At 45.1% G+C, this 13,136-nt stretch carries 8 protein-coding genes; 3 read left to right on the forward strand and 5 right to left on the reverse strand.

Annotation, left to right across the window (positions count from 1 at the left end):
* Window positions 1-945: 945 nt before the first annotated feature.
* From QUB30_RS27515 to nfi, 4 genes are all read right to left on the reverse strand, one after another.
* A complete protein-coding gene (locus QUB30_RS27515; RefSeq protein WP_333340247.1) occupies window positions 946-1,074 on the reverse strand; it encodes a hypothetical protein in 129 nt (42 codons plus the stop codon).
* 437 nt (window positions 1,075-1,511) lie between these two features.
* Window positions 1,512-2,042, reverse strand: coding sequence for an FHA domain-containing protein (locus tag QUB30_RS27520; RefSeq protein ID WP_333340248.1), 531 nt, complete (start codon window positions 2,040-2,042; stop codon window positions 1,512-1,514).
* A 476-nt stretch (window positions 2,043-2,518) separates the two neighbouring features.
* A complete protein-coding gene (locus QUB30_RS27525; protein ID WP_333340251.1) occupies window positions 2,519-2,821 on the reverse strand; it encodes a KGG domain-containing protein in 303 nt (100 codons plus the stop codon).
* 384 nt (window positions 2,822-3,205) lie between these two features.
* Complete coding sequence (gene nfi, locus QUB30_RS27530) at window positions 3,206-3,853, reverse strand: deoxyribonuclease V (RefSeq protein ID WP_333340253.1); 648 nt, start codon at window positions 3,851-3,853, stop codon at window positions 3,206-3,208.
* A gap of 655 nt (window positions 3,854-4,508) precedes the next feature.
* On the opposite strand from nfi, the gene QUB30_RS27535 reads away from it, so the two are divergent.
* The 3 genes from QUB30_RS27535 to QUB30_RS27545 all read left to right on the forward strand — a co-directional run bounded on the left by QUB30_RS27535 (window position 4,509) and on the right by QUB30_RS27545 (window position 9,701).
* Window positions 4,509-5,342: a prohibitin family protein gene (locus tag QUB30_RS27535; RefSeq protein ID WP_333340255.1), complete on the forward strand. Its 834-nt coding sequence runs from the start codon at window positions 4,509-4,511 to the stop codon at window positions 5,340-5,342.
* 269 nt (window positions 5,343-5,611) lie between these two features.
* On the forward strand, window positions 5,612-8,620 hold the full coding sequence (locus tag QUB30_RS27540) for an EAL domain-containing protein (RefSeq protein ID WP_333340258.1): 3,009 nt from the start codon (window positions 5,612-5,614) through the stop codon (window positions 8,618-8,620).
* A gap of 310 nt (window positions 8,621-8,930) precedes the next feature.
* Window positions 8,931-9,701, forward strand: a complete 771-nt coding sequence (locus tag QUB30_RS27545) for a Uma2 family endonuclease (RefSeq protein ID WP_333340262.1) — start codon at window positions 8,931-8,933, stop codon at window positions 9,699-9,701.
* A gap of 159 nt (window positions 9,702-9,860) precedes the next feature.
* Here QUB30_RS27545 and QUB30_RS27550 read toward each other — a convergent pair whose 3' ends face one another.
* Window positions 9,861-13,133: an SNF2-related protein gene (locus QUB30_RS27550; protein WP_333340265.1), complete on the reverse strand. Its 3,273-nt coding sequence runs from the start codon at window positions 13,131-13,133 to the stop codon at window positions 9,861-9,863.
* Window positions 13,134-13,136 lie beyond the last annotated feature (3 nt).

Raw genomic sequence — 13,136 nt, forward strand, 5'->3', positions numbered from 1 at the left:
TGGTAGATATTACCTGAGAGCGCCATCCTTACAGCTATTGCTCGTTTTAGTTCTCTGGCATCGATATCGCTTTTAATAAAAGATTCTTTGATAAGCTATTTCTTTTTCCCTATTTTTTTGTTGGCGTTGTAAGTTATTCATTTTTTTATCACGAGCGAGTATTGCATATAATTGTATCACAATCATGATAATGATTTAGGATTGTTATAGGTCATCCAAATTTTACTGTTAACGAGACTTTAACAAATTTCAAGCCCAAACAAAACCTAAACCTTCTAGGTGTAAGGCAAATACGCCACCATTATCTTGCAGCCAACGGACAAATCGATAAGAGATGGCTGTTCTAAAGGCTAACAATGCCGGTCGCAAATATGTTTAAAGGTTTCAAGATCCAATGCCGTCTCAATCCTTTAGTTAACTGTTGCCAAACAATAAAACTGTAGGCGAAAAAAAACCATATCCAATGTCGATGAAGGCTTTTTATGCTTCTTACTTGATATTCTTTTAGCCCTAGCCAGCATGAGAGCCTCACGATCGAACAATTCCACCCAATTACGCCCTTAAATAAGTTGTTATTATCCATTTGCAATTTTATTGAGTAACCCCAGATTGGGTAATTAAATAATCTACTTCGGTCGCTTCAGATATACTAGCATAATTCATCAGGATAGCTATTGTTTTAATTTCTGAAATTATTGAGAAATTACCTGGCGGTCTTTAGCTAATCAGGCTATATATTTTAAGTTATTTGGTTCTAATTGCGTAAAACAAATTACGGTTGTTTCCATACCCGCCATCTACTAATACCATTTGATCCTAAGCCTCTATATAGACATTTATCTACCAATTTTAATGCTATATCTGGCTTTTTTATAAAATCGGGGTTGGCTTTCCCTCCGGGAACGTGAACTCGCGTGTTGATATAATTCAACGTCTAATGGTAGACTATGTAACTCCGTTAGATAAATGGGTCGTCACTACCGCTACCCCGTTGCCTGTTTTCCCGATTTCACGCCATGTATTGCCGATCGACTCCAGCGGTTTCTCTACCACTTTTTCGGTGTCCCGAATCATCTATTATCAGAGTAAAGCAGATTTTGAGCTTAGTTTGATTTATGCCTAAATTACCTGTAGTAGTCGTTCGTTGACAAGAGCCGCATCCCAAGTCGCTTCTGTCAAGAAATGGTGTAATTGGTGGTAAACCACTCCTACTGCTTTGTTTGACATTTCTGTTAACTTTTTCGCTCACTTTCCCCCATAGATTTCTCCAAAAAAGCCTGTAATATCGTTTCCGGTTGCATCGGAATGATACTGAGGACACCGCGAGAACCCCGTATCCCTACCCCGATCGATTGTAGAGAAACGGCACCGCGCGGTGTCCTGACTGTGGGTAATATTAATTCCGATGCTACCGGAGTTGATATAAAGGGCAGGCAGAATGCCTACTCCACGAATTATTGGAGATGTCTAATAATCCTCCCAAATAGTGTCTAAACCCGTTGCGCAACGTTTCACGGAGAGAGCATCACACTCGCCGCCGCAGCCAAAGAAGTACCGCACCACGGACAGCCCGCACTCAAATGCGCGTAAGGCGAAATTCGGCTGCACTTGGGACACTGCAAACCATATTTTGAAGGCCCCGTTGGCTGAGAGTTACCCGGTGCGGGAGGCCCGAACAGCAAAACTGTCTGCGGCGCAGCTACCGCCACCTCCGTCACATTCACCACATCGATTTGCATTTGGCCTAAATGGATGTGGCTTCCGGATGTCAATTTTGCTTCGCCTCGGGCGAGAATTTTTCCGTCTACCAGCGGCGGATTGCTTTCGCGCAAATTCCGCACTACGTACTCCTGCAATTCCTGATTAAAAAATATTTCAACGTGGAGACCCGATACGCTGGGATCCGACAATACTATATCGCACTTCGCCGGATCGCGCCCGAGCCTCACAGTTCCCGGATTTTTGCTCGGCTGTCCGTTTTTAATCGTGTGAGTTTGACGCACCCCAGCTTCTGTCCAGACTAAAGTGAGCTGGTTAGTCATGATTGTATAGTTTGCTGAAAAATATAGAAAAATATTAGCTGATTTATTTTGAGGACGGACTTCCTCACAAAAAAACTTCATTAGATTTATTGACGCAGACTCGATCGAAGTTCTGACAATATGATGTGGAGTTAAACAAAAAAACCCCGACTTCGAGGCTTTTAGCGATCGTATTCGCTTTTTTTGAGAGACTGACTCGCGCTTGCCAGGTTTTCTTTCCTGCAAAACTATTGACCCCAGTGCAGCTTGGTTAAAGATTTGCCGTTAAAGATTGAGCAGCGATTGCTAAAAACTAATTGCTGTGGGGTTTTCAGATTTGCGAAGCTTTGATGCACTAGGGGCGGTTGTTGGAGGTTAGCCGATCGAACTACGTCTGGGAATTCGATCGCCCAACCTCCTCAAAGGCTCAGTGTCCTAATGCTCGATCTCAAACTGCAACTGTGCAATCTTTGATTGCAGGGCAAGCTTTGAGAGACTTATTCACTTTTGCGGCTTTTCCGACCGCCTTCGCGACCAATTTGAGCCATGTGTTCGCGATTTCTGCTGACAGCTTCGCCACCTTTCTGACCAGCTTCTCTGGCTTCTTCAGGGGTGAATTCGTGTGCAGTTCCTTTCTCGTGTGCAGCTTTTCCGCCTTTGCTAGCAATTGCGCGCTGTTTTTCTGCATCCATAGAAGCGAATCCGCGTTTGCTTTTCTCAGCCATGACTGTCTCCTTGTTTTTTTTCTGATTTTTTAGCTCGATCGCGCCTTCGCCTCCCACTTTCGTGGGTACTCCCACGAGCGTGGTGAGATATCCGACGGTAAATTATGAAACCTCATCTGACGAATTTAAGCTTTTGGTTTAACTCGCAGGATGACTATTTCATAGTTTACAAATGTGAACTAAAAATAGTTCACGCCCGGGCACTATTTTTATAGCCGCCAATGTTTAAGCAGGTTACTGTCTTTCAATCATTCTAGAAATCTCCCAACTTTTATACCTCTTTCTCAGGTATAGTCATTCTTTAGTTCGCTGGAAGGATGGAACCCAAAGCTGATTGGCGGTAGACTCAGAGGATTTTTCGACTTAAGGGCGACACCTCAAAAATTAAAAGTCCAAAGACGGATGCTTTTTTGGTCTTTTTGCTTTTTTTTTGATGCCTTCCGCGCTTGCCAGTTATCCCTATGTTAGTTGGTCTGCCGATCGAGTTGTTTCTGGTAAGCGATATTTTGGGGCGCAGCGCAGGACGTACTCGATCGCACTTATCAAGTTTACCTTATGACCTATCGAAACATAAATCGGTTTTACCCCTGTTTGCGTCCTCAGCGCTGCCCCTACGGTTGATCCCTCATACAGCAAGGGTTGCCAACTGCCCCGGTCGAGCCCGACTTCTGAATGTTCTCCAATAAATCGAGTTTTGGCAACTCCGATCGTGGCAATTCCTGTCAAAACCCCCAAATGGCACGCCAGACCGAACCTGCGGGGATGAGCAAGTCCTTGACCGTCGCACAATATCAAGTCTGGCCTCAAACTGATATTTTCTAAAGCATCGAGGACTGCCGGCACTTCTCGAAAAGACAGGAAACCCGGAATGTAAGGAAAAGTTGTAGGACTGCGAACCACAGCTTGCTGCTGCAACTGCAAGTCGGGAAAGCTCAGAATTGTGACAGCGGCCCGCGATAGGCCCTCTGCACTGTCGTAGCCGACATCTACGCCTGCGACGTACCGAACTGGCGACCGTTGATTTTCGGTAATTACCTCTGACCGAAGCTGTTCTTGAATGGCGATCGCCTCTTCAATTGTCTGCGGCCAAGGGTGTCGCTGCAACATTAGACATCTTTATTCAACCGTTCTCATCTAAGCTTAACTTATTTTCGGGCATTTTTAAACTCGGATTTTTATTGTTTGTCGCTATAAATTCCGTACTTGGGCAAGGAGTCTTTTTTTGTACTCTGGAGGGTTTAGCGAGGCGGCCGCCGGCCAATTCTACAGATAAAGTCTGTACGTCGCAGACTGAAATTCTATCTTTTGCTTGTGCTTGCACCAACCCCTAAAGGTTTTACCGCCACGCACCTCCCATTTTCTACTCAAAATTTACAAAAAATACCTATTTGATGCTGATTTTTTAGCGTTCTAGAAAGCTTTCTCTTGCCCATCGGGATTTTATCGCTTGTCGGAGAGCGATCGAGCTATCTATTTACTTCTGCTTTATCTAAAATCATCCCCGCTGTCAAGATGATTGAAACATTTATTCATCAACCATTTCAGCTCGGTACAAGTGCCATAGTTGATACCCGACCATCAATATAAAGCCAATCTAACATTTTTTCAATTTAAGAGGCTCTCCGACTATCAAACATATATGATTTTTATGAAAAAAATCAATGAATTTATGAGTTGTTATACCATGAACATGAAGTTAGAATTTTAGATAATAGCGCAGAGAAAACTAACATCCACTAACACAACATAGCTGAGTTAACATATGAAAACCATGCAAAGTGTTCGGTACAACCTAGCTCTCTACATCGTCGGTGGCATCGTCTTCATCATCGCCGCCTTAATTTTAAGACCTTTTGCCATCGTCGGCGCAGGGGAACGCGGCGTCATGATGCGCTTCGGCAAAATTCAAAACGCGATTTTAGATGAAGGCATCCACCCGATTTTACCGATCGTCACCTCTGTAAAAACTCTCAGCGTGCGGGTACAAAAAACCGATTTGAAAGCAGATGCAGCATCCAAAGATTTGCAAAGCATTACTACAGATTTGGCAGTCAACTGGAATGTTGACCCTGCCAAAGTAAATCAAGTGTTCCAACAAATAGGAGACGAAGAACAAATTGTTACCAGCATCCTGAGTCCGGCTATTTCGGAAGTTCTCAAAGCAGCAACTTCTAAAAAAACCGCCGAAGAAATTATCACTAAGCGCACGGAACTCAAAACAGAAATCGACAACAGCCTCAAAAAGCGTTTGGAACCTTACGGCGTCATCGTCAGAGATGTTTCGTTAATAAATTTTGGCTTTTCGCCAGAATTTAGCAAAGCCATCGAAGCCAAACAAATAGCAGAACAAGAAGCCAAACAAGCAGAATTTACAGTTAAAAAAGCCACCCAAGATGCTCAAGCTGAAATTAACCGTGCTAAAGGTAAAGCTGAAGCTCAACGCTTGCAGCGGCAAACTTTAACAGCCGAAATTTTGCAGCAGCAAGCAATTGAAAAATGGAACGGCCAGTTTCCCACAGTAATGGGAGGAGGCGGAACTTTGCCGTTAATTAATATTGCGCCGCCGAGTTCTCAAACTGCAACTCCTGCTAAATAAGCTGCGGCAGATCTTGATTGCCAGGGCGCGGGGAGAAGGGGAGAGGGGGAGAGAGTCTGAGGGGGATAAGAATTGAGGGTTGTTCGCTGCGGAAGTGAAGATGTGCTTTTTTTAATGCCGAACAGCAAGCGTAGAAAATACAAGTAACAACTAACGTGAAATCCAGCTTACTTAAATGCCCAGATACAATTTAGGTTGCGCGAGTCCTGAAAAACGTTAGAGTAAGAAACAACTCGGAAATTGTAAAGGTTTGCTTGAAAGTTCGGCTGATGGGAGATCGGGAGAACCAGTCAATTTCTAATTTAGGTGAAGTGGGGGGGGCAGACGATCGCCATACTGCGTCAGACGCACTGTGGCTGCGCGATCGAGCCTTGGCAGCTACTAGCAGCGGCATTGTTATTGCTGACGCCAATGCACCCGACTGTCCCATAATTTATTGCAATCCGGCCTTTGAACGGATGACAGGTTACTGCGCCGATGAAATCTTGGGGCGCAACTGCCGATTTTTGCAAGGCCCCGATACCGATCGAACTACCGTAGCTAACATCCGCGACGCCTTGCGCCAAGGTCGAGAACTGCAGGTGACAATCAAAAATTACCGCAAAGACGGCACTGCTTTTTGGAACAAATTGTCGCTATCTCCCGTGCGAGACGACAGCGGTAATTTGACTCACTTCGTCGGAGTTCAGTTCGACTTATCCGAACGCATAGAAGTGCAGGAAGCATTGCAGCAAGCTAACGACCAACTGCAAACGATTTTGGAAGCAGTTCCGGGAACAGTATCTTGGGTGAGCGAGGATTTGCGCTATTTGGGGGTTAACCAGCACTTAGCCAAACTGCACAATTTGCCGGCGTCGGCTTTTGTCGGTAAAGATATCGGTTTTCTGGGCGCTAGCTCGGATTTTCACTCTTTTGTCGTGGAGTTTTTTGCCGGCGACGCTACGGAAGCGGTTAAAGAACTCAGCGCTAAGGTGAAAACCGACGGCGGACAGTCGGCGGGACACTATTTGATTGTGGCTCAAAAGTACGATCGCGGCAAAGCAGCTTGTCTGGTAGGGATTGACATTACCGAGCGCAAGCGGGCAGAAGAAGCTCTGGTGCTGACTCGCAAGGCGCTGGAAAGTTCGAGCGACGCGATCGGCATCAGCGATGCTTTCGGCACTCACATCTATCACAATCAAGCGTTTTCTCAGCTATTTGAATGGGAAACCGCACAGGAATTTAAACTCGCTGGAGGTATCGCGACAGTTTTTGCTGACTCCGCAGTCGCAAGCGAGGTACTCGATACCATCGCCCAGGGTTATTCTTGGTCGGGTGAAGTTACTAACCGCACTAAAAGCGGCAAAATTTTGCAAGTGCTGCTGCGGGCAGATGCTATTAAAGACCGCACAGGGAAGATTATCGGTCTGATTTACATGAATACCGACATTACCGACCGCAAGCGCACCGAACAAGAGCTGCGGCACAGGGAGAAGCGCTTTCGATCGCTGATTGAAAATGCTAGAGACATTATTGTAATTCTCGACGAGAAAGGCTTTTGCCGGTATGTCTCTCCTTCCCTAGAGCGGATTTTGGGCTACCCGACGGCGGAAGTGCTCGGCAGATCAGTATTTGAGTTGATTCACCCCGACGAATTGCCGATGGTGGATCAAGTGTTCCAAGGTATCATCCAAATGCCAAGAGTGGGTCTGGGATTGGCAGAATACCGAGTTAAGCACAAGGACGGTTCTTGGTGCGTGTTGGAAGCGGTGGCGACGAATTTGCTCGAAGAACCTTCGGTGCGGGGAATTGTGGTCAACTGTCACGACGTGACTGAGCGCAAGGTGGCTGAAGACCAATTGTTGCACGATGCTTTGCACGACGCGCTGACGGAGTTGCCGAACCGCGCTTTGTTGACTGACAGGTTGGGGCAAGCTTTTGCCCGCGCGCAACGGCATCCCAGCTATCAGTTTGCGGTGCTGTTTCTGGATTTGGACAGGTTTAAGGTGATTAATGACAGCCAGGGACACCGCACGGGCGATCGGCTGTTGGTGGCTGTGGCTCGCCGTCTGTTGACTTGTTTGCGGCCGGGCGATACGGTGGCTCGTCTGGGGGGAGATGAGTTTGTGATTTTGCTGGAGGAAATTCACGGTGTTGATGAGGCGATCGCCCAAGCAAAGGAATTTCTCAAAACGATCGAACGACCGCTTTATTTGGAAGGTAATAAAGTTTTAATTACTGCTAGCATCGGTATTGCTTTAAGTACCGACAAATATCAGTGGCCGGGAGATATTTTGCGCGATGCTGATATTGCGATGTACCGGGCCAAAGCTCTCGGTAAAGCTCGCTACGAAGTATTTACCAGTGCGATGCACACTCGGGCTGTGGCTTTGATGCACTTGGAACACGATTTGCGGGAGTCGGTTGAAGAACTCAATTTTAACTATTCGATAGTGGATTTGGGATGTGGGACGGCGGCCGAACACTCGCCGATCGGCGAAATAGAACCCAAGTTGGAGCATCCGAAGTCGCAATTTGCTCCTTTTAAATTGGAATGTCCTTTTACTGTTTATTATCAGCCGATCGTTTGTTTAAAAAGCGGCTCAGTTATCGGATTTGAGGCATTGGTGCGCTGGCTGCACCCGGAACGGGGTTTAGTTTCCCCGATGGAATTTATTGCGATGGCGGAGGAAACAGGGTTAATTACGCCTTTGGGTTTGTGGGTTTTGAACGAAAGCTGCCGCCAAATTATTAAGTGGCAGAGTTTGAATTTACCTGTGGGAAATTCGCGGCTGACAGTCGCAGTAAATCTTTCCGGGAGGCAGTTTGCGGAACCCGAGTCGATCGAGCAAATTAAGCAAGTTTTGCTGGAAACGGGTGTTGACACTCGCTGTTTGAAGTTGGAAATTACTGAGAGTGTGGTGATGGAAGATGGGGAAGCTGCGGCGGCGATGCTTTCGCAGTTGAGAGAGTTGGGGATCGATCTGTGCATTGATGATTTTGGCACTGGTTATTCGTCTCTGAGTTATTTGCACAAGTTCCCGATTAATATTTTGAAGGTCGATCGCTCTTTTGTCGGCCGCGTCGGAGAAACCGGCGAAAATTTGGAAATCGTGCGGGCGATCGTCATGCTGGCGCGCAGTTTGGGGATGGAGGTAGTGGCAGAAGGTGTCGAAACCGCCGTCCAATTGGCTCAAATGCGGGCGATCGGCTGCGAGTACGGTCAGGGGTACTTTTTCTCTAAACCTCTCGACAGCGAGGCAGCTACAGCGTTGTTGAGCCGATCGCCCAAATGGTAAACAGAACCAAATATTTAATTTGTATATTGAAAAATATTAAAACTATGGCGGGGTGCGCTTATTGGAGAGTCACACGATTTTAGATTTTAGATTTTAGATTTTAGATTGAAGAAAGCGACTCCACTGATAAATCCGGGGGCTTGCGATCGGGATTCGGAGCTTTTTTCTCAATCCACGAATGAATCTGGGGGCCCCGGATCAAATTGCTTGATTGTCAATAAGGGCGATCGATCTTTTCGTACTCAATGTCTTGAGTGTTAAAATCAAAATTGAGTATAATAGCAAACTATCGAGATAGGTAAAAAAATATATGTCTCAATCTATTGTGCCAGCAGTCGCAGAAAAACAGCTCGATACCTCGCCCACATTAACTTTTGAAGAATACCGATTTTATCAAAGCAAAGACGATGTAAAATACGAACTGTACAAAGGCCAATTAATACCGATGGCAACAGCAACAGTTTTACACATAAAAATTTGCGAATATTTAGTTTACAAATTGCAGCGTTACCTAGCTGAACACAATCTTGACTTAGTAGTAAAAACAGGCTTAGGAGTGAGAACAGAAGAAAATTCCTCCCGTGTTCCTGATGTAGTTGTTTGCACTCAAAGTCTTTTATATCAAGCTGCTGCTAGACCCGGAGGGGGCATCCTTGACTGTGATGAAACACCCTTATTAGTAATAGAAGTAGTTAGCCAAGATCGGCGGGCCGACTATATAACTAAACGAGGAGAGTACGAACAAGCTAACGTACCGGAATATGTAATAGTTGACCCAGCAGAAAACAGACAGCGGGTGCGAGTTATGGCATTTCTCGAAGGTGATGACATTTATACAGAGGTAAATTACTTACCTGGTGAGGAAATGGAATCGCTAGTATTTCCCAATCTGAGATTATCAGTCAATGAAATTTTAGATCCGCCATTGGTGGAAGGGTTAATTAAGGCCGAACAAGCGCGATTACAGGAACTTAGACACCAAACTGCAACGCAGCGTGAACGAGCTGATGATGAGCATCAACGTACTGAAAGATTGGCGGGGAAGTTGCGGGAATTGGGCGTAGATCCTGATGCTGTGTAGGAAATTGGATGAAGTACGCGCGGCGAAGCTATCCCGTAGGGAATCGCCCTTGACGAATCTCAATCATCTAGCGGCAAGTCGCGCAGGAAATAAAAGCGATCGCGCCCTAAATTCTCGCCTTTAATTCGCCCTGCATAACCTGTCAAAAGTAAAACAATTTCAATACACGCCAATAATTGCAGCAACAATCCGCTCCTCAAGGGGTTTGACTGTACCAACTTTAAGCGCATCTTTGAGTTTTTCTGTATGAATCGGCTCCTCAATTAAATTTTGATAAAGGTCTTGGAGTCGCAGAGGTTCAGAATGGCGTTCTCGCAGGTGATATAACCATCTAGGCTGAATTAAATCGAGCCACCGCTCGGCTAAAAGACTTACATCGACGTGCGACTTGCTTAATTCTACTTCCCTGTTTGGGATCTTTTCCCTAGATTGTTCTTCATTGAACATAGAAAGCAACTTGTCAACCAATTCTGCACGCTCCCTGTCTTCGTCTTGAACAGATTTATGCTTGTATTCTTTTAAAACTTCCTCCATCAACTTAAGAGCGCGCTGCTTCTTCTTGGGTAACATCTCTTTTTCTGCTTTATTAAGTTGATATAAGAAATCATCTTGCCATACAGAAGCTGTTTTTCCTAGGGGAAAATCGTTAACTGCTGCATCCAGATTTTCTTTCAGTTTATTACTAATATAATCTAAGTCTGTTCTCGGCTTGACTTCCGAAGGATCTAAATAAACCCAACGGGGCGAACCCCATTCTGTGCCGGCAATGGCAAAGAAAGCCCAAGGCTGGTCTTTAGTTTGAACAATACTCAAAGAAGTCCGTATTTTACTTGCTCGTCGTACTCGATCGTATACTTCGCATGGAACCAGGCTAATATCGCCTTCTACGAGCGATCGCACCGGGTCAAAAACATCGTTTAATGTCCAGATTTCACTTGCTTTTTGCCCTTGATTATTAGCAAGTTCTGCCATCGATGTAATCACTTCATCTGATGATTCTGTGTCTTCCTCCGGTGATAAGTGATCGGGTAGTGATATATTTGACCCCAGCAAATCAGACACCAGATTGTGGCGAGCTACAAATTTGCTCTCCGAAGACCGCAGGGCAAACTCGTTGCTATCTTTTGGCCACCATACTTCAATTGCAGGGTGAGGACTGTCCATGCGAGCGATCCGACCTATCCGCTGTTCTGCCAAGCGAATTACACTGGGCATCGTCAATTGAACAACGGCGGAAGCTTGCTGGAGGTTGACCCCCTCAGACATTGCATCTGAACATAACCCAATGACTCTAGATTCCTCGGAACCAAGTTTAAATGACTCATTAACCCGATCGTAGTCTGTTGTTGTATCTCCAGTTGCGAGCAGCGTCTTAACCCCTTCTCTTTCAAGGAGATATTTAATCTGATGAAGAGTAATCAAACGACTATCGAAAACTATCATCAGTTTGTGATGCTTTAATAGGTTGACCAGATGCGTTGCTTTAGTGTTTTCTCGCGAGTCCGAAATCTTTTCACATAGATTAGCAATATCTCTGTAAACCTCTATTTCTTCCTCACAAGCTTCTTTATGTCTGGCAGGATCGCTCAGCCATTCAGGCAGTTTAATGCCCAGCTTGTTTTTTGCTGTTTCGCCTGATATTTTCTCCAATGTTTTGATTAAATTACCAGTGTCTTTCTTGATTCTGGTATTAGGATCAATGTCGAAGTGGTTCTGTGCACGATCGGTTCCATAAATATGTTCTATCAGTGCCGCACGAGAAGATCGCAAGCAAGCCATAACCTGATAAGCAGGCAGTACCTTAGCACTTTTCAGGCGTGCTTCAAGATACTTTTCTTCGCTCCAGCCTTGCTTGCGAAGAAATTTTGGTAGTTCTGAAATTTCCTTCAGGTATACTAAACCGCGCAGTCTGTCAGTGGCTTGACGAATCTGTTGGGCTAAGTTGCGATCGCCATCAGTTTCACCGCAATCATACTCTTTTGATATCTCTTTCGGATAGCGACATAGAGCACCCAACGTATTCTTATAACGTTCGGGTTCGAGAGCTATCATACTATTAAACAGACCTTTTGTTCGACGAACAGTAAATTGCTGAATCGCTCTCCGCAGGTTATTGCTAAGCTCTTTTGGCATCCTTTCATTCTGTTTTTCGTGCTGGCTCCATAGCGATTTAAGAGATTCCACCAATTCATCATCAAAGTTATCAGCTCCTAACAATTCCACGAGGGAAAGCAAATCCTTAACTCCTTTATTGATCGGAGTAGCTGTAAACAGCAATACATAGTCAGCAATGTTGCTAAAGAGTGCCTTCGTCCGATTAGAACTGTCGTTGAAAAAGTTATGCGCTTCATCGACAGCAAGGACTTGACCGCGACGGATTACATCAATAAGATGCTGGTGCTTCTTAGATTTGGGACTACTCAATGAGCCGTGAGAGTAAGCAAGGAGATGGGCGCCCTCGCACTCCCTAATCTCTTTCTCCCAAGAGTTTAGGACTTTAGGCGGACAAATTAACACTGAATCGCCTTTCCGCACCCGCCCAGTTCCCCAAATGTGATTGATTACATTTTTGATTAGGTGGACGCCCATTCGAGTTTTACCTGAACCCGTTGCATCGGCTACGAGCACGCTGCCAACATTTTCTATGACCCAAATTGCCTGAGCTATTCCCTGTTCTTGAGATGGCCAAAGCAGAGGTTCATCACTCCGATAATTGGTTGGTTTGTATTTTTTTGCCCACTCACCTTCTAGCAATTCTGCACAAGCTCTTGCTAAAGTCACGTCCCATGTTTCCTTGCTGAGAAGCCTTGTTAATAAATCGATTAATTCGTCATTGTAGCATCTTCCTAAATTCCAAATCTTTTCTGCCAACTGACAAGCTTCATCGAATCGTGGTTTCTCTTTTTTTGAATTTTGAAACCTAACATTTGCTTCTATTTGGTAGCTTAAACCTGAAGTGCTGTAATTACTAGAACCAATGGTAATAGCACTATCTCCGTAAAAAATTTTGGCGTGGATGGGTTTTTCCTTAGCAATCCTGGTTTCTACTATTTCAGTTTTGAGTAACTGGATCGCAGCAATAACTTTCCCACATTTACGGATAGAGATACCTTGCTCCATCCAGTAATCTTCTATTTCCTGAGAAAACTTGTGGGAGGAGGGAAACTCCTGAGCTTTTGTTGGATATGGTTCATTACCGAGCAAGATGCGGATTTGCTCAAAAGCATCTGGATTACTTTGCCAACTACTATAACAATCCGCCAGAAAATCGATAATTTTTTCCAGTGAAGCGTAGCCAGTAATAATTAGTGGGTTTTTTGAGCGACGCAGATCGTTCTCGATAATCGATCCCACGCTAGATTTTGCGTAGTTATACGGAAATCTCTCGCGATCGGGCCAGCCGCTATCGGTTTCGCAATTGGAATGGTTCATGTT

The organism is Microcoleus sp. BROC3, assembly GCF_036702515.1.
Lineage (GTDB): Bacteria > Cyanobacteriota > Cyanobacteriia > Cyanobacteriales > Microcoleaceae > Microcoleus.

What these genes read in the sequence shown, in the direction of transcription:
- QUB30_RS27515 (WP_333340247.1), bottom strand. Translation starts at nt 1,074, where the DNA reads ATGATTCGGGACACCGAAAAAGTGGTAGAGAAACCGCTGGAGTCGATC.
- QUB30_RS27520 (WP_333340248.1), bottom strand. Translation starts at nt 2,042, where the DNA reads ATGACTAACCAGCTCACTTTAGTCTGGACAGAAGCTGGGGTGCGTCAA.
- nfi (WP_333340253.1), bottom strand. Translation starts at nt 3,853, where the DNA reads ATGTTGCAGCGACACCCTTGGCCGCAGACAATTGAAGAGGCGATCGCC.
- QUB30_RS27535 (WP_333340255.1), top strand. Translation starts at nt 4,509, where the DNA reads ATGAAAACCATGCAAAGTGTTCGGTACAACCTAGCTCTCTACATCGTC.
- QUB30_RS27540 (WP_333340258.1), top strand. Translation starts at nt 5,612, where the DNA reads ATGGGAGATCGGGAGAACCAGTCAATTTCTAATTTAGGTGAAGTGGGG.
- QUB30_RS27545 (WP_333340262.1), top strand. Translation starts at nt 8,931, where the DNA reads ATGTCTCAATCTATTGTGCCAGCAGTCGCAGAAAAACAGCTCGATACC.
- QUB30_RS27550 (WP_333340265.1), bottom strand. Translation starts at nt 13,133, where the DNA reads ATGAACCATTCCAATTGCGAAACCGATAGCGGCTGGCCCGATCGCGAG.